Source organism: Pseudomonas lurida, assembly GCF_013522705.1.
Classification (GTDB): domain Bacteria; phylum Pseudomonadota; class Gammaproteobacteria; order Pseudomonadales; family Pseudomonadaceae; genus Aquipseudomonas; species Aquipseudomonas quebecensis.
On the sequence record NZ_JAAMRE010000035.1, the window covers coordinates 52,979 to 69,956 of the forward strand.

16 protein-coding genes are annotated in these 16,978 nt (G+C 62.3%); 13 read left to right on the top strand and 3 right to left on the bottom strand.

Going from position 1 to position 16,978, the window contains the following annotated elements; all coding sequences use genetic code 11:
- Positions 1 to 27: 27 nt before the first annotated feature.
- Positions 28 to 393, top strand: a complete 366-nt coding sequence (locus tag G7025_RS23720) for a response regulator transcription factor (protein ID WP_181081457.1) — start codon at positions 28 to 30, stop codon at positions 391 to 393.
- Here the strand turns inward: G7025_RS23720 and G7025_RS23725 are convergent.
- On the bottom strand, positions 390 to 1,394 hold the full coding sequence (locus G7025_RS23725) for an AraC family transcriptional regulator (RefSeq protein WP_181081458.1): 1,005 nt from the start codon (positions 1,392 to 1,394) through the stop codon (positions 390 to 392). The genes G7025_RS23720 and G7025_RS23725 overlap by 4 nt on opposite strands.
- A 101-nt stretch (positions 1,395 to 1,495) precedes the next feature.
- Here G7025_RS23725 and G7025_RS23730 point away from each other — a divergent pair, with 101 nt between their 5' ends.
- Complete coding sequence (locus G7025_RS23730) at positions 1,496 to 2,575, top strand: fatty acid desaturase (protein ID WP_181081459.1); 1,080 nt, start codon at positions 1,496 to 1,498, stop codon at positions 2,573 to 2,575.
- 42 nt (positions 2,576 to 2,617) lie between these two features.
- Here the strand turns inward: G7025_RS23730 and G7025_RS23735 are convergent, their stop codons facing one another.
- Complete coding sequence (locus G7025_RS23735) at positions 2,618 to 3,079, bottom strand: HIT family protein (RefSeq protein ID WP_181081460.1); 462 nt, start codon at positions 3,077 to 3,079, stop codon at positions 2,618 to 2,620.
- 85 nt (positions 3,080 to 3,164) lie between these two features.
- Positions 3,165 to 4,361: a CynX/NimT family MFS transporter gene (locus tag G7025_RS23740; RefSeq protein ID WP_181081461.1), complete on the bottom strand. Its 1,197-nt coding sequence runs from the start codon at positions 4,359 to 4,361 to the stop codon at positions 3,165 to 3,167.
- Between the two features lie 106 nt (positions 4,362 to 4,467).
- On the opposite strand from G7025_RS23740, the gene G7025_RS23745 reads away from it, so the two are divergent.
- The 11 genes from G7025_RS23745 (at position 4,468) to G7025_RS23795 (ending at position 16,706) form a co-directional block, all read left to right on the top strand.
- Complete coding sequence (locus tag G7025_RS23745) at positions 4,468 to 5,310, top strand: LysR family transcriptional regulator (protein ID WP_181081462.1); 843 nt, start codon at positions 4,468 to 4,470, stop codon at positions 5,308 to 5,310.
- A 124-nt stretch (positions 5,311 to 5,434) separates the two neighbouring features.
- On the top strand, positions 5,435 to 6,016 hold the full coding sequence (locus tag G7025_RS23750) for an alpha/beta hydrolase (protein ID WP_181081463.1): 582 nt from the start codon (positions 5,435 to 5,437) through the stop codon (positions 6,014 to 6,016).
- Positions 6,017 to 6,063: 47 nt separating this feature from the next.
- Positions 6,064 to 6,990: a sigma 54-interacting transcriptional regulator gene (locus tag G7025_RS23755; RefSeq protein ID WP_181081464.1), complete on the top strand. Its 927-nt coding sequence runs from the start codon at positions 6,064 to 6,066 to the stop codon at positions 6,988 to 6,990.
- A gap of 127 nt (positions 6,991 to 7,117) precedes the next feature.
- Positions 7,118 to 7,900, top strand: coding sequence for a MetQ/NlpA family ABC transporter substrate-binding protein (locus tag G7025_RS23760; RefSeq protein ID WP_181081465.1), 783 nt, complete (start codon positions 7,118 to 7,120; stop codon positions 7,898 to 7,900).
- Between the two features lie 447 nt (positions 7,901 to 8,347).
- Positions 8,348 to 9,013 carry an amino acid ABC transporter permease gene (locus G7025_RS23765; RefSeq protein WP_181081466.1) on the top strand — a complete coding sequence of 222 codons (666 nt, stop codon included), beginning with the start codon at positions 8,348 to 8,350 and terminating at the stop codon, positions 9,011 to 9,013.
- Complete coding sequence (locus tag G7025_RS23770) at positions 8,994 to 9,653, top strand: amino acid ABC transporter permease (RefSeq protein WP_181081467.1); 660 nt, start codon at positions 8,994 to 8,996, stop codon at positions 9,651 to 9,653. Before G7025_RS23765 ends, G7025_RS23770 begins: the two co-directional genes overlap by 20 nt.
- Complete coding sequence (locus tag G7025_RS23775) at positions 9,650 to 10,426, top strand: amino acid ABC transporter ATP-binding protein (RefSeq protein WP_167418137.1); 777 nt, start codon at positions 9,650 to 9,652, stop codon at positions 10,424 to 10,426. The genes G7025_RS23770 and G7025_RS23775 overlap by 4 nt, the downstream gene beginning before the upstream one ends.
- Positions 10,423 to 11,274: a transporter substrate-binding domain-containing protein gene (locus tag G7025_RS23780; protein ID WP_167418138.1), complete on the top strand. Its 852-nt coding sequence runs from the start codon at positions 10,423 to 10,425 to the stop codon at positions 11,272 to 11,274. Before G7025_RS23775 ends, G7025_RS23780 begins: the two co-directional genes overlap by 4 nt.
- Before the next feature lie 208 nt (positions 11,275 to 11,482).
- Positions 11,483 to 12,577: an efflux RND transporter periplasmic adaptor subunit gene (locus G7025_RS23785; protein ID WP_181081468.1), complete on the top strand. Its 1,095-nt coding sequence runs from the start codon at positions 11,483 to 11,485 to the stop codon at positions 12,575 to 12,577.
- A complete protein-coding gene (locus G7025_RS23790) occupies positions 12,574 to 13,644 on the top strand; it encodes an efflux RND transporter periplasmic adaptor subunit (protein ID WP_181081469.1) in 1,071 nt (356 codons plus the stop codon). The genes G7025_RS23785 and G7025_RS23790 overlap by 4 nt, the downstream gene beginning before the upstream one ends.
- The gene (locus tag G7025_RS23795) at positions 13,641 to 16,706 is read left to right on the top strand and encodes an efflux RND transporter permease subunit (protein ID WP_181081470.1); all 3,066 of its coding nucleotides are present in this window, start codon (positions 13,641 to 13,643) and stop codon (positions 16,704 to 16,706) included. The genes G7025_RS23790 and G7025_RS23795 overlap by 4 nt, the downstream gene beginning before the upstream one ends.
- The last annotated feature ends 272 nt before the right edge of the window (positions 16,707 to 16,978 follow it).

Here is a 16,978-nt window from a genome sequence, read left to right on the forward strand (position 1 = left end):
TTTGTCATTAATCACCAGAGGTGAGGCATGCAGGTGTTGTTAGTGGAAGACCAGCCGCAGCTGGCGCAACGCATGGCCCAGGGCTTGAGCGAGGCGGGTTTCGCCGTGGAAGTCGCGGCCAATGGCATGGCCGCGCAGCGCTTTGTGGAAAGCTGCGTGTACGACCTGGTGATCCTGGACGTGATGTTGCCGGGCCTGAATGCGTGGAAGCTGCAGCAGGCGATCCGTCAGCGAGGCGACACACCGCTGTTGTTCCTGACCACGCCGGGCGGGATCGAAGACCGTCTGCGCGGTTTGGAGCTGCATGAGGATGACTACCTGCTCAAACCGTTTGATGACAAGGCGCTGGTCGCGCGAGTCAAGAAACTGCTGCGGCGCGAACGTGGGCGCTAACCCAAGCCTTCTCTGAACTGCCCCGGCGTCATCCCCGTCCAGCGCTTGAACGCGCGGTTGAAGCTGCTGGTATCGGCAAACCCCAACAGGTGGCTGATCTCGGCCAACGAACAGTGCGGATCACGCAGGTGCAGTAACGCCAGGTTCTGCCGGCATTGATTGAGCAACGCATCGAACCGACAGCCTTCGTCCGCCAGATGCCGTTGCAGGCTGCGCAGGCTCAGGTGCAGGGCCTGGGCAACGCGTTCGGCGCTGGGCTCGCCGTCGGGTAATTGCGCTTCGATGGCCGCACGCACCTTGCGCTCCCAAGTCAGCGGTTGCAGCTGCGCGAGGGTGCGTTTGAGCACGGCTTCGTTGTGTTCGGCCAGCTCCGGGTTGGCGTCGTCCAAGTGACTGTCGAAGTCGCGCGCGGCGAACTCCAGGCGGTCTTCGTCGGCGGCGAACAATACCGGCGCACGGAACACGGTGTGCCATGGTGTCGGATCGGCCGGTGGCGGGCGACGCAGATACACAGCCAACGGCGCGTAATCTCGCCCCAGGCGATTGCGGCAGGTGCGCACGTAAATCGCCGCGAACGCATCGATCGCCTCGAACGCCGGCGCCGGGTTGCCTGGCGGTTGCAGCAGGCGAAACCGGTAGCGCTCGCCGTCGCGGCTCAACTCCAGGGTCAAGGCATCACTGACCACCTGGTGGTAACGCACGATGCGTTCGAATACCTCGCGCAAACTGCCGCTGGCGACCAGCGCATAGCCCAGCGCGTGAAACGTGGTGGGGCTGACAAACCGCGACACCCGCAAGCCGATCGCCGGATCGCCGCTGACCTGCACCGCCAGTTCCCACAGGCGCGTGGTGGCCGACAGCGGGTAGCGCGCGTTGGGGTCGTCCATCAACTGCGGATCGACCCCGGCCTCGCGGCACAGCGCGGCGCTGTCCAGGCCCAGGGCATCGAGCTGTTTGCGCAGGGCGCGGGTCCAGCTGGCGAGGGAGGTGGGTTCGGTCATGATGATTGGCGTGTGCGGTCAACAGGTTGGCGTGTGAGGCTTGCGTCCTGCGCGAGCGCCTGGTGCAGGATGTAAACCTCGATAAACAAGAGGATGGGAGCATGGACGGTACTTCTGCAAGTCCCCAATCGCTGAATGCACAACAACGTTCGGCGCACATTCGCGAAGTCGTACTCGCCGAAGGCGTGCGCCTGCGCCAGCAACACCCGTGGCTGCAGCATCAGGACGCTCTGGGTGCCGGCATTCTGGCCTTCGCGCTGTTGGGCATGCTTGGCTCGGCGGCGCTGTACATCAGCGGGCATATGGCCTGGTGGGTGTGCCTGCTGCTCAACGCATTTTTCGCTTCACTGACCCACGAGCTGGAACACGACCTGATCCACAGCATGTACTTTCGCAAGCAGCGTGTGCCGCACAACCTGATGATGGGCCTGGTATGGCTGGCGCGGCCGAGCACCATCAACCCGTGGATCCGTCGCCACCTGCACCTGAACCATCACAAGGTCTCCGGCACCGAGGCCGACATGGAGGAGCGCGCAATCACCAACGGCGAGCCGTGGGGCCTGGCGCGCTTGTTGATGGTGGGCGATAACGTGATGTCGGCCTTTATCCGCATGCTGCGGGCCAAGACCTGGAGCCATAAATTCAAGATTCTCAAGCGCGCGCTGCTGGTTTATGCGCCGCTGGCGCTGCTGCATTGGGGCGCGTGGTACGTGTTTCTAGGGTTCCACGCCGCCAACGGCATCGCCAGCCTGCTCGGCGCGCCCATCGCCTGGTCGGAAGGCACTTTGCAGATGATGCACGTGATCGATATCGCCGCCGTGGTGATCATCGGCCCCAATGTACTGCGCACGTTCTGCCTGCACTTTGTCAGCTCCAACATGCACTACTACGGCGATGTGGAACCGGGCAATGTGATCCAGCAGACCCAGGTGCTGAACCCGTGGTGGATGTGGCCGTTGCAGGCGTTCTGCTTCAACTTCGGCAGCACCCACGGGATTCATCATTTTGTGGTGAAGGAACCGTTCTATATCCGCCAGATGACGGCCAAGGTGGCGCATAAAGTGATGGCTGAAATAGGGGTGCGCTTTAATGATTTCGGCACGTTTGCGCGGGCCAATCGGCTGGAGCCCATGGCGGCAGCCAATGCCGGCCTCAAACCGGCGGAAACGGCGCTGCGCTGAGGTGCGGTGGCCGGTTGAGGTGGCGAGTCTGGCCGCCCGTGCTCAGTCGTTGAAGGCACGGATATGCGCGGCCAACTCGGCCAACGCCGAATCGTCGGCCCTGGCGCAGTCATGGGACGAGAGATAGCCCTCATAGCGATCAAAAAACTTATCCATGCGAGAGCTGATTTTTTTGAATGCGCTGTCTTCGCCCGTTCCGTGCATCGGGAACAGTTTGGCGTGCAAATGATCGACGCCGTAACCCTCCAGAATCATGCCGGTCCTCGCCACGCCCGCAAGCGCCTGGTCAATCAGCCGTGCGGTCTTCTTGGCCGCAACCACCAATTCGCACAGCACCTCGTCCGACTGGGCAAACCCATAGCTGCCGTAATGAGCCTTGGGAATCACCACACTGAACCCTGGGGTGTTGGGGAAGATGGAGAGGAAAGCCATGTGGCTCTGGTCTTCCCATAACAAGTGGGCAGGGGCGGTGCCGCGAGCGATGTTGCAGAAGATACAGTCCATCAGACGACGTCCTCGTTTTCGTCAAAGGGGCGGGCAGCGTGCCCGGTGAACTTCGATGGTTCAAACCTGGCATTGTTTTGTGTCGCTAGTGTGTAAAGCGCTGACCCGGCGCCACGACGTCCGGTTCGACGCGATAGCTCGCCGGGCTGAACACCCGCGTCACCACCAGCATCGCCAGCACCGTGGCGGTCAGCACCCACCAGGCGCTGACGAAGTCGCCGGTGAGCTGGCGCAGCCAACCGGTCATCCACGGTGAAATGGCGTTGATCAAAAAGCCCACGCCTTGCACAAAGGCCGCCAGTTGCCCGGCATGGCGAGGGTCGCGGTGGTGGTCGAGGGTCAGCAGCAGGCTCAGGGCAAAGCAGGCGCCCAGGCCGAAGCCGCACAAGGCCACCCACAGGTGGGGGTAGTCCAACGGCGCGAAGATCAGTCCGAGGTAACCCACGGTTTGTGCCAACAGGCTGATGACCAGCAACGGACGACGGTCGACACCGCGTTGTGCCAGCACCGGCATCAGCAGCGCCGCGATCACTTGGAAAATGGTCATGTACGCCAGCAGCGAGCCGCTGGGCAGCACGCCCCAGCCCAGTTGCTGGTAATAAGCCGGCAGCCAGGCCACCAGGCTCATGTAGCCGCAGTTCACCAGGCCGAAATACAACGCCAATAACCACGCACGCCGATTGCGCAGGCCCTTCAATGCGGGCGCCACCTGCGAGTTGCGCGCCGCGCCCAACGGCAGCCAGGCCCACAGCAGCAACGCGCCGAGTGCCGGCAACAGCCAGACCCCGAGCCCCGCCTGCCACTGAGCAAAGTGCGTAGCCACTACCGGGCTGAGCAATGCCGCCAGCCCGCCACCGGCCATCAATGAAGCCGAATACACCCCCATCGCCACCGGCACGCGATGACGAAACTCGCGCTTGATCATCGCTGGTACCAGCGCCTGGATCAGCGCCACGCCGGCCCCGCCGAGCAATGCCGTGACCAGCAGCGCCGACGCCTGCCCCATCAACCAACGCGCCAGGCAGGCCAGCAGGATCATCATCAGCCCCAGGGCGATGCCACGCCGCTCGCCCAGGCGTGCTTCCACCCGCACGCCGATCAGCGCCACCAGGCCCATGCACACTACCGGCAGGCTGGTCAGCAGGGCGCTGCTCTGGAAACTCAAACCGGTGGCGTGGCGGATTTCGCCCAGTAGCGGGCTGATGGAACTGAGGATCGGCCGCAGGTTCAGGCCCAGCACCAGCAATAGTCCCCAGCCGGCGAGGGATTTATTCAATGTCATGCAGGCCGCTCCGGGCACGATGGGAGGTGAAGTATGGGCAGCCCTGGGGGTATTCTGAAATTAAATATAACCATGCCAATCAGTGGCAAACACAATGGTGATGTGGATGTTCGACCCCGTGTTATTGCGCAGCTTTGTCGCCGTGGTGGACTGCGGCAACTTCACTCGCGCCGCCGAGCGCCTGCACCTGACCCAGTCCACCGTGAGCCAGCAGATCCGCCGTCTGGAGGACGCGGTGACGTGTCAGTTGCTCGACCGCGACCAGCGCCGCGTGGTCGCCACCACCGAAGGCGAGCGCTTGCTGGCATACGCCAGGCGCATCCTGGCGCTGCATGAAGAGGCAGCTGAAGTGCTGATCAGCCAACAGAGCGACGGCGTGCTGCGCCTGGGGGTGCCGGAAGATTTTGCCGCCGAGCGCCTGATGCCGCTGTTGTCGTCATTCGTGCAGGCTTATCCACGGGTGCGTCTGGAGGTCACCAGTGGTTTGGGCCCCGAGTTGCAACGTCAATACCGGGCCGGCGAATTCGATGTGCTGCTGGTCAAGCAAATGGGCGACAGCGCCGACTGCCTGGCCTCGTGGCCCGAGCCGCTGTGCTGGGTGGACAGCCGCACCACACCATCCGTGGGGCGCGACCCGTTGCCGTTGGTGGCCTTCCCGGTGGGCGGCCTGTACCGCAATGAAATGCTGCAGCACCTGGAAGTGGGCGGCTGGCGCTGGCGTATCGGTTACTCAAGCGCGAGTTTGGCCAGCGTGTGTTCGGCGGTGGCGGCTGGGCTGGGGGTGAGCCTGTTGCCGCGCCGGGTGGTGCAGCCAGGGCATGTGGAATTGGGGCCTGACAGCGGTCTGCCCGAAGTGCAAGGCGTGCGCCTGGCGTTGTATGCCCGCCATGGCCTGAGTGCGGCGGGGCAGTGCTTACAGGCTCAGTTGTTCGATTTGTGCGCGAAGTGAGGTGGAGACGGCCGGGTCACGGCTTGTATTTTTGGTTATTAATAAATAGCTTCTTATTCCTTAACGAATATAAACCGCGTCCCTATACTGCTCAGCACGTTAAACGCTGCAGGAGGGCACACCCATGCACAGCGAGTCGATTCGTTATCTGATCGTGCCGGGCTGGCAAGGATCGCCGGACAATCATTGGCAAAGTCATTGGCAGCACAGCCTGCCCAACAGCGCGCGTGTGGAGCAGGCCGATTGGCTGACGCCGCGACGTGAAGACTGGGTTGCCGCGCTGGCCGAGGCGATCGCCGCCGACAGCACGCCGGTGATTCTCATCGCCCATAGCCTGCGCTGCATCACCGTGGCCCATTGGGCGGCCACCGCACCCGTGCAGTTCCTGCGGCAGGTGCGCGGCGCCTTGCTGGTGGCGCCGGCGGATGTGGAGCGTCCGGCCTGCTCGCCGGCCTTGCGCAATTTCGCGCCGATCCCCACCGACCTGTTGCCGTTCCCGAGCCAGGTGGTCAGCTCCGACAACGACAGCGCCGTCAGCGCCCCTCGGGCCCTGGAGTTGGCGCGCAACTGGGGGGCCGAAGCCGGCATTCTTTCGGGGGCAGGGCATATCAACGTGAAGTCCGGTCATCAGCGCTGGGAGCAAGGCTTCGCCTACCTCTATCGCCTGCAAAGCCGCCTCGAGCAGCACGCCCGGCGCACCGCCTGATTTTTTTCAACGCCCCGTCCCTGGCGGACGTGGGGCGGGAGCTTGCCATGAGTCTGCATGAAACCTTCGGTCAGCCACTGCTGACCTTCCCCGACGCGGAAAAAAGCCCGCTGAGCATCCGCGCCAAGGCGCTGGTGTTTGTCGACCCGCGCTCGCGCAAGCTGCGCGAAGAGCTGGAAACCCTCGCGCCGCGCGCTTTGCCCGTGCTGATTCGCGGCGAGACCGGCAGCGGTAAAGAGCTGCTGGCGCGGCATATCCACCGTGGCAGTGACCGTACGGGCTTGTTCGTCTCGGTTAATTGCGGCGCCATCAGCCCCACCTACGCCGACGCCGAATTGTTCGGCTACGCCGCCGGCAGCCACAGCGGCACCGCCAGCAGCCGCGCCGGCTGGTTTGGTTCGGCCAATGGCGGCACCTTGTACCTGGATGAGATCGGCGACCTGCCGCTGCCGATCCAGGTCAAATTACTCGCTGCCCTGGAAAACCATGAAGTCACCCGCGTCGGCGCCCAGCAGCCGAGCCCGGTGGACGTGCGTCTGGTGGCCGCCACCAGCATCGACCTGGCGCAGGCCGTGGCCGCCGGCAAATTTCATGAGCGACTGTTTCACTACCTGAGCGAAGGCCGGTTGGACCTACCCGCATTGCGCGAGCGGGTGGGCGATATTCTGTCGTTGGCCGAGTACTTCCTGGGCATCTACAGTCAGCGTCTTGACCTGCCGGTGCCGCTGATCAGCGAGGCCGCCCAGCGCGTGCTGGAAAGCCACAGCTGGCCGGGCAATACCCGTGAGCTGGAAAACGTCATTCACTTTGCGCTCCTGGTGAGCAGCGGCGACGAAATTCTGCCGGAGCACCTGAACCTGCCGGCGGCGGGTTCGCCGCTGGAACAGGTGCGGAGGATTTACGCCCAGGCCAGCCCGGCCGAGCAGGAAACGTTGCGCCGATTCCTACATGAACAAAATGGAATATCAACGTGAATAAAAGATATTGTTCGGGAATAAAAAATCTAGGTATTGTCCCCTGCATGCCGCGATAGCACTTCGCTGGCACACCACCCTACACACGGTCGTCAGAGACGCCCCGGACTGTCGATAAGGACACTGCATGAAAAAGGTTCTGTTGTTTACCGCATTGGCCGCTGCCCTGACTGCCAGCTTCGCCCAGGCCAACGAGAAACTGGTGGTGGCCGCCACCCCGATCCCGCATGCCGAGATCCTCGAGCTGGTCAAGCCAACCCTGGCCAAAGAAGGCGTGGACCTGGAAATCAAAGTATTCACCGACTATGTGCAGCCCAACGTGCAAGTCGCTGAAAAGCGCCTGGACGCCAACTACTTCCAGACCCTGCCGTACCTGGAAAACTTCAACAAGGGCAAGGGCACCAACCTGGTGACCGTGGTGGGCGTGCACGTTGAACCGTTCGGCGGTTATTCGAAAAAAATCAAGAAAATTGAAGACCTGAAAGACGGCGCCACCGTGGCCATCCCGAACGAAGGCTCCAACAGCGGCCGCGCCCTGTTGCTGCTGCAGAAAGCCGGTGTGATCACCCTCAAAGACCCGACCAACGTCCTGGCTACGCCCAAAGACATCGCCAGCAACCCGAAACACCTCAAATTCAAAGAGCTGGAGTCGGCGCTGCTGCCCCGCGTGCTGGACCAGGTCGACCTGGACCTGATCAACACCAACTACGCGCTTGAAGCCGGCCTGAACCCGGCCAAGGATGCGCTGATCATCGAAGACGCCAAGTCGCCTTACGTAAACTTCCTGGTGGCTCGCCCGGACAACAAGGACAGCGACGCTATCCAGAAACTGTCCAAGGCCCTGACCAGCCCGGAAGTCAAAGCCTTCATCGAGAAGAAGTACAACGGCGCGGTTGTGCCGGCGTTCTGATGTAAGCCAACACCCCTTCAAGGTTTCAACGCCGGCGGCTCACATAGCGTCGGCGTTTTTTATGTGTGGAATTCGCAATGCAAGCAAAATGTGTGAGGGGGCTTGCTCCCTCCCACATTTGATCTTCATCTCACAGTGGACCTTCAGCGTGTCAGAGCGCGCGGCTATTGATCGCCCTGCGCAACGCCACCAACCATTTCACCAACTCCTGCGGATCAATCGGTTTCGCTTTGTTCATTGTTCATTCCCTCGAAACACAGACCCCTCAACCATAGCCGCCACCCGCCAACCCCGCGAATTCGGAGGTTATCTTTTTGGGTGATATCAATATGCTATTTTGGTATTTAAAATTTACTTTTTATACCTTTAAAGTTCGCGCTACCCGACGTTACCCACGTTGGCTTGGATAGCACGCGCCGCTCTACCCTGCGGTGTCATGGACTGCAAATGACCCTCGATTTCGCTTTTATCCTCAGCACCCTGCCGGCGTTTTTGAAGGCCGTGAGTGTCACGCTGCAAGTCGGCCTGATCGCCATCGCCACCTCCTTGCTTGTAGCGCTGATCAACGCGGCGCTGCTGGTGTTTCGCACGCCGTACCTGTCGCGCCTGGTGGCGTTGTATGTGGAGCTGGCGCGCAATACACCGCTGCTGATCCAGCTGTTTTTCGTGTACTTCGCCTTGCCCGCCCTGGGCTTGAATGTCTCCGGGTTCTGGGCGGCGATCATCACCATGACCTTTCTGGGCGGTGCTTACCTCACCGAAGTGCTGCGCGCCGGTGTGGAGGCGGTGTCGCCGGCGCAGGTCGAATCGGGCAAGTCCATTGGCCTGTCGGACTGGCAACTGCTGCGCCACGTGATCCTGCCCCAGGCCGGCATCCTCAGCCTGCCGGCCTTGTTCGCTAATTTCATCTTCCTGCTCAAAGAGACCACCGTGGTCTCCGCCGTGGCCGTGCCGGAGATTCTCTACACCACCAAGAGCTACATCGCCCTCTACTACAAGACCTACGAAATGCTCGCCGTGCTGACGCTGATTTGCGTGCTGTTGTTCTTGCCGCTGTCGCTGCTGCTCAGCCGCTTGGAAAGGAGGCTCCAGCATGGCCAGTTCGGGTCTTGAGTTGTTGTGGGTGTCGCTGCCGCAACTGGGCAAGGGCGCCGCGCAGACCTTGTCGATTTCGTTTATGAGCATCGCCTTCAGTACGGTAGGCGGCGTGCTGTATGGCGTGCTGCGCACCTTGAACAACCGGCTGATCAACGCCGTGCTGCGGGTTTACCTGGAGTTGTTCCGGGCGATCCCGGTGCTGGTGTGGTTGTACCTGCTGTTCTTTGGCCTACCGATTTTTTTTGGCCTGAGCCTCCCCAGTTTCTGGTGCGCGGTGCTGGTGTTGTCGTTGTGGGGCGCCAGCGAGGTCGGCGAAGTGGTACGTGGCGCGTTGCATTCGCTGCCCCGTGGCCAGCGCGAGGCCGGCCTGTCGATTGGCTTGTCCGACCCGCAGTTGTACGGCTACGTGTTGCTGCCCCAGGCCCTCAAGCGCATGACGCCACCCACGATCAACGTCTACACGCGCATCATCAAGACCAGTTCCCTGGCGGTGCTGATCGGCGTGGTGGACGTGATCAAGGTCGGTCAGCAAATCATCGAGCGCACTTATGAGTCGGTGTTGATCTACGGCGCGCTGTTCCTGTTCTTTTTCTTTATCTGCTACCCGTTGTCGGCCGCCTCCAAGGTGCTGGAACGGCGCTGGGCCCAAGCATGAGCGCATTGATCGAGTTCCAGGGTTTCAACAAATTCTTCGGCGAGCAGCAGGTGCTCAAGGGCATCGACCTGAGCGTGCACAGCGGCGAAGTGGTGGTGATCCTCGGCCCCAGCGGCTGCGGCAAAAGCACCTTGCTGCGTTGCCTCAACGGCCTGGAAGTGGCCCATGGTGGCAGCCTGCGATTTGCCGGCAAGGAGCTGCTGGATAAACACACCGACTGGCGCCAGGTGCGCCAGGACGTAGGCATGGTGTTCCAGAGCTACCATCTGTTTCCACATATGAGCGTACTCGACAACATCCTGCTCGGGCCGCTGAAAGTGCAAAAGCGCGAGCCGCGCCAAGCCCGCGAGCAGGCTGAACAGCTGTTGGCGCGGGTCGGCCTGGCGGACAAGCGCGACGCGTTCCCGCGCCAGCTCTCCGGCGGCCAGCAGCAACGCATCGCCATCGTCCGTTCGCTGTGCATGAACCCACAAGTCATGCTGTTCGACGAAGTCACTGCAGCCCTCGATCCGGAGATGGTCAAGGAAGTGCTGGAGGTGATCCAGGGCCTGGCCCGCGATGGCATGACATTACTGATCGTGACCCATGAAATGGCCTTCGCTCGCGCCGTCGCCGACCGCGTGGTGTTCATGGAGGCCGGCCGCATTCTCGAACACAACACCCCCGAGGCATTCTTTACGAACCCGCAAACCGCACGCGCGCAGCAGTTCCTGGAGAAGTTCTCCTTTGTTTCAACACTGCCCAAGAAAATCAAGGAACTGGAACCGCTATGAAAAAACTACTACTGCCCCTGTTAGCCGTCGCGCTGCTGGCCGGTTGCGATAAAAAGGCCGAAGAGCCTGCCAAACCCACGGCTGCCGTGAGTTACATCGACAAGATCAAAGCGCGCGACAAGTTGATTGTCGGCGTCTTCACCGACAAACCACCGTTCGGCTTTGTGGACGAGGCCGGGCGCTATGTCGGCTTCGATACCGATATCGGCCGCCGATTCGCCAAGGATCTGCTGGGCGACGAGAACAAAGTCGAATTCGTCGCCGTGGAGCCGGCCAGCCGCATTCCATTCCTGCAAAGCGACAAGGTCGACCTGATCCTGGCCAACATGACCGTGACCCCGGAGCGCAAGGAAGCGGTGGACTTCACCCATCCCAACCTGAAAGTCGCGGTGCAGGCCCTGGTGCCCAACGACAGCCCGGTCAAGCGCCTGGATGACCTGGCGACCCGCACCATCATCGTCACCACCGGCACCACCGCCGATATCTGGCTGACCAAAAACCATCCGGACTGGAAACTGCTCAAGTTCGAGAAAAACTCCGAATCCCTGCAGGCGCTGTCAGCCGGTCGCGGCGATGCCTATGCCCAGGACAACCTGGTGCTGTTCAGCTGGGCCAAGCAAAACCCCGGCTACCGCGTGCTGGAACAGAAACTCGGCGACGAAGCCCCCATCGCCCCGGCGGTCAAGAAGGGCAACACCGAACTGCGCGATTGGGTAAATACCGAACTGGCGAAGTTGGGCGAGGAGAAATTTCTGCTCAAACTGTACGACCAATACGTGCGTAAAGAACTCAGTGATGACACCCAGCCTGAGAGTGTGATTGTCGAAGGCGGCAAATGGCAGGGCTAGTTCTGCGCTGACTGTTGTATCGCTATCGGGGGCAAGCCCCCTCCCGCATTTGAATGTATTCACAACTCAAAAGTGTGGGAGGGGGCTTGCCCCGATGAGGCCGGTGAAATCACCTCAATACTCTCTTCCCCATGCAGATAAGGAACCCTGATCTAAGCTGACAGTCGCATACACACTGGCACGTCGGCATCACGCAAAAGGAGACTGCATGGGCGGTCGTATTTCCACTTTTATATTCGGACTTGGCCTGCTGGCGCTCTTGAGCGGTTGCGGTCAGGAAAACACCGAGCCCAAGGCTCATTCCCGGGTGTTTGTGCAGACCGTGCAGTCGGCGGATTTCGCCGCGGCAGTCACCCTGACCGGGGATATCCAGGCGCGGGTGCAAACCGATCTGTCCTTTCGCGTGGGCGGCAAGATCATCCAGCGCCTGGTGGATGTGGGCGATCGCGTAAGCGCCAGGCAAGTGCTGGCCAGGCTCGATCCCAAAGACCTGCAGACCAACGTCGATTCGGCCCAGGCCCAGGTCGTGGCCGAACAGGCGCGGGTCAAGCAGACAGCGGCGGCGTTTGTGCGCCAGGAAAAGCTCCTGCCCAAAGGCTACACCAGCCGCAGCGAATACGACTCGGCCCAGGCCGCCTTGCGCAGCAGCCAAAGCGCCCTGGCCGCGGCCCAGGCACAACTGGCCAATGCCCGTGAGCAACTGGGCTACACCGCACTGGTCGCCGATGCGCCGGGCGTGATCACGGCGCGCCAGGCCGAGGTGGGCCAAGTGGTGCAGGCCACTGTGCCGATTTTCAGCCTGGCCCGCGACGGCGAGCGCGATGCGGTGTTCAACGTGTATGAATCGCTGCTGGTAGAGCCACCGTCCGACGCGCCGATCACCGTCAGCCTGCTGGACAACCCGAGCATTCAGGTGCAAGGCAATGTGCGCGAAATTACCCCAGCGGTGGCCGCCAACACCGGCACCGTGCAAGTAAAGATTGCCCTGCAGTCACTGCCCAAAGGCATGGAGCTGGGCTCGGTGGTCAGCGCCACCGCCAATGGCCCGGCCAGGGCCAGCGTCGAACTGCCGTGGTCGGCCCTCACCAAAGATCTCAGCGAACCCGCCGTGTGGCTGGTGGACGGCGAGGGCAAGGCGCAGTTGCATAAAGTCTCCGTGGCCCGCTACCTCACTGGCAAAGTCATCATCGGCGATGGCCTCAAGGGCGGCGAAAAAGTCGTGGTGGCCGGCGGCCAGTTGCTGCACCCCGGTATGCAGGTCGAGATTGCCCAGCCAGGAGCCCAGCCAGGAGCCCAGCCATGAAGCGCCTGATCGTCATGCTCGCCGCCGGCCTGGCACTGGCGGCGTGCTCCAAGGAAGAACCCGCGCCCGACCCGGTGCGCCCGGTGCTGTCGATGCAAGTGAAGGCTGAAGACCAGGAAAACCTCGGCCGCTTCGCCGGCACCATCCAGGCCCGTTACGAAAGTAACCTGGGCTTTCGCGTGCCCGGCCGTATCGCCCGTCGCCTCGTGGACGTCGGCGCCGAAGTGGAGAAGGGCGCCTTGTTGGCCGTGCTCGATCCCACCGACCAGCAGAACCAGTTGCGCGCAGCCCAGGGCGACCTGGCGCGGGTGCAGGCGCAGTTCATCAATGCCCAGGCCAATGCCCGCCGCCAGCAGGAGCTGTTCAACCGTGGCGTCGGCGCCCAGGCCCAGCTGGACGTGGCGCTGACCGACCTGAAAACCACCCAGGCCAGCCTCGATCAGGCCAAGGCCTCGGTCAACCAGGCCAAGGACCAGCTCAACTACGCCGAACTGCGCACCGACCATGCCGGCATCGTCACCGCCTGGAACGCCGAGGCCGGCCAGGTGGTCAGCGCCGGCCAGCAAGTGGTGACCCTGGCACGCCCGGACATCAAGGAAGCGGTGATCGATCTTCCCGCCAGCCTGGCCGAGCGCCTGCCCCCGGATGGGGTGTTCCTGGTCGCCGGGCAACTGGACCCCAGCGTTCACACCACCGCCACCGTGCGCGAAATCGAGCCCCAGGCCCAGAGCGCCACGCGCACCCGTCGCGCACGTCTGACTCTGGCCGAGACGCCGCCCGCGTTCCGCCTCGGCACGGCCATCAGCGTCACCCTGAGCACCGCCATCACCCCGCGCATCGAGCTGCCGGTGAGCGCCTTGCAGGACGTTGACGGCAAGACCCGCATCTGGCTGCTCGACACCCAGACCCAGACCGTACAACCGCGAGATGTCACGGTGATCAGCCGGGAGGGCGGCAGCGCCCTGGTTAACGGCGGCGTCAAAGCCGGCGAGCGCATCGTCACCGCCGGCGTGAACAGCCTGAAGCCCGGGCAGAAAGTCAAAATCGACGAGGACAGCCCGCGATGAAAGGCAGCTTCAACTTATCCGACTGGGCCCTCAAGCATCAGTCCTTCGTCTGGTACCTGATGTTCGTCGCGCTGCTGATGGGCGTGTTCTCCTACATGAACCTGGGCCGCGAAGAAGACCCGTCGTTCACCATCAAGACTATGGTGATCCAGACCCGCTGGCCGGGCGCGACCCAGGAAGAAACCCTCAAGCAGGTCACCGACCGCATTGAGAAAAAACTCGAAGAACTCGACTCCCTCGACTATGTGAAGAGCTATACCCGACCGGGCGAGTCCACCGTGTTCGTATTCCTCAAGGACACCACCAGCGCCAAGGCCATCCCGGAGATCTGGTACCAGGTGCGCAAGAAGATCGACGATATTCGCGGCACCTTCCCCCAAGGCCTGCAAGGGCCGTCGTTCAACGATGAGTTCGGTGACGTGTTCGGCTCGGTGTACGCCTTTACCGGCGACGGCCTGTCGATGCGCCAGTTGCGTGACTACGTCGAGCAGGTACGCGCCGAGATCCGTTCGGTGCCGGGGCTGGGCAAGGTGGAGATGATCGGCCAACAGGATGAAGTGATTTACCTGAACTTCTCCACGCGCAAACTGGCGGCGCTGGGCGTCGACCAGCGCCAGGTCGTGCAAAGCCTGCAATCGCAGAACGCCGTGACGCCTGCCGGTGTGATCGAAGCCGGGCCAGAGCGGATTTCGGTGCGAACTTCGGGGCAGTTCGCCTCGGAAAAAGACCTGGCCAACGTCAATCTGCGCCTCAATGACCGTTTCTATCGCCTCGCGGACATTGCCGAGATCAGCCGAGGCTACGTCGACCCGGCGCGGCCGATGTTTCGCTTCAACGGCAAGCCGGCCATCGGTTTGGCCATCGCCATGCAGAAGGGCGGCAATATCCAGTCGTTCGGCAAGGCCCTGCACACGCGCATGGACGAACTGACCGCCGACCTGCCGGTGGGTGTCGGCGTGCACAAGGTGTCGGACCAGGCCGAAGTGGTGGAAGAAGCCGTGGGCGGCTTTACCAGCGCGCTGTTCGAGGCGGTGATCATCGTGCTGGTGGTGAGCTTTATCAGCCTTGGCCTGCGCGCCGGGCTGGTGGTCGCGTGTTCGATTCCGCTGGTGCTGGCGCTGGTGTTCGTGTTCATGGAATACAGCGGCATCACTATGCAGCGCGTCTCGCTGGGCGCGTTGATTATTGCCCTCGGCCTGTTGGTAGATGACGCGATGATTACCGTGGAGATGATGATCACGCGCCTGGAAAAAGGTGAGACCAAGGAGCAGGCGGCCACTTACGCCTACACGTCGACTGCGTTCCCGATGCTGACCGGTACGCTGGTCACAGTGGCAGGCTTTGTGCCGATCGGCCTCAACGCCAGTTCGGCCGGTGAGTACACCTTCACGCTGTTCGCGGTGATCGCCGTGGCGATGCTGGTGTCGTGGGTGGTGGCGGTATTGTTTGCGCCGGTGATCGGCGTGCATATCCTCAGCGCCAACGTTAAGCCTCATAACGCCGAGCCTGGGCGCATCGGCCGGGGGTTCAATCGCGGCATGCTGTGGGCCATGCGCAACCGCTGGTGGGCCATTGGCATCACGGTAGGGCTGTTCGTGGCATCGGTGTTCTCCATGCAGTTCGTGCAGAACCAGTTCTTCCCCTCGTCGGATCGCCCGGAAATCCTGGTGGACCTCAACCTGCCGCAGAACGCTTCGATCAACGAGACGCGCAAGGCCGTCGACCGCCTGGAAGCGATCATCAAGGACGACCCGGACATCGCCCGCTGGAGCACTTACATCGGCCAGGGCGCGATTCGTTTCTACCTGCCCCTCGACCAGCAACTGGAAAACCCTTACTACGCACAGTTGGTGATCGTCAGCAAAGGCCTGGAAGAACGCGGCGCGTTGATCGCACGTCTGCAGAAGCGTCTGCGCGATGACTTTGTCGGTATCGGCAGTTATGTGCAGCCGCTGGAAATGGGCCCGCCGGTAGGGCGGCCTATCCAGTATCGCGTCTCCGGCAAAGACACCGACCAGGTTCGCAAGCACGCCATCGAACTGGCGACCCTGCTGGATCAAAACACCCACCTGGGCGAGATCATTTACGACTGGAACGAGCCGGGCAAAGTCCTGCGCGTGGACATCGCCCAGGACAAGGCACGGCAGTTGGGCCTGTCCTCCGAAGACGTCGCGCAGCTGATGAACAGCGTGGTCAGCGGTGCTTCGGTGACCCAGGTGCATGACGATATCTACCTGATCAACGTGGTCGGCCGCGCCAAAGACGCCGAGCGCGGCACGCCGGAAACCCTGCAGAACCTGCAAATTGTCACGCCCAACGGCACGTCGATCCCACTGCTGGCCTTCGCCACCGTGCGCTATGAACTGGAGCAGCCTTTGGTGTGGCGTCGCGACCGTTTGCCGACCATCACCATCAAGGCCTCGGTGCGCGACGAAATGCAGCCGACCGACCTGGTCAAGCAGCTCAAGCCCGAGATCGACAAGTTCAGCGCCGGCCTGCCGGTAGGCTACAAGGTCGCCACCGGCGGCACTGTGGAAGAGAGCGGCAAGGCCCAGGGCCCGATCGCCAGCGTGGTGCCGCTGATGCTGTTTTTGATGGCGACGTTCCTGATGATCCAGTTGCACAGCGTGCAGAAGATGTTCCTGGTCGCCAGTGTCGCGCCGCTGGGGCTGATCGGCGTGGTGCTGGCGCTGATCCCCACCGGTACGCCCATGGGCTTTGTGGCGATCCTCGGCATCCTGGCGTTGATCGGCATCATCATCCGTAACTCGGTGATCCTGGTGACGCAGATCGATGCCTACGAACGCGACGGCTACACGCCGTGGGATGCCGTGGTGGAAGCCACCGAGCACCGTCGACGGCCGATCCTGCTCACGGCCGCTGCGGCGAGCCTGGGCATGATCCCGATTGCCCGCGAAGTGTTCTGGGGGCCGATGGCGTACGCGATGATTGGCGGCATCATCATCGCCACCTTGCTCACGCTGCTGTTCCTGCCGGCGTTGTATGTGGCGTGGTACAAGATTCGCGAGCCAAAGCAGGAGCAACAGGACGAACGCCGTTAAACATGTGAGAGTCCCCGCCAGGCGCCGCAGGTTTTGGCTACTGCGCACAGGTGACGCGGAGCGTCACGGGCTGCATTCCCACGCGGGAGCGTGGGAATGATCTCGATGCCGGGTTGAATGGCGCGCGCTGATCGTTCCCACGCTCTGAACTGACCCCCAAAGGTTGGACACAACCTTTGGGGGCGTCATGGGTAAGTACACAGAGCAAGCAAAACTCGCAGCCGTGCAGGACTATTGTTCCGGTAGCGCGGGTTTGAGGGATGTTGCACACC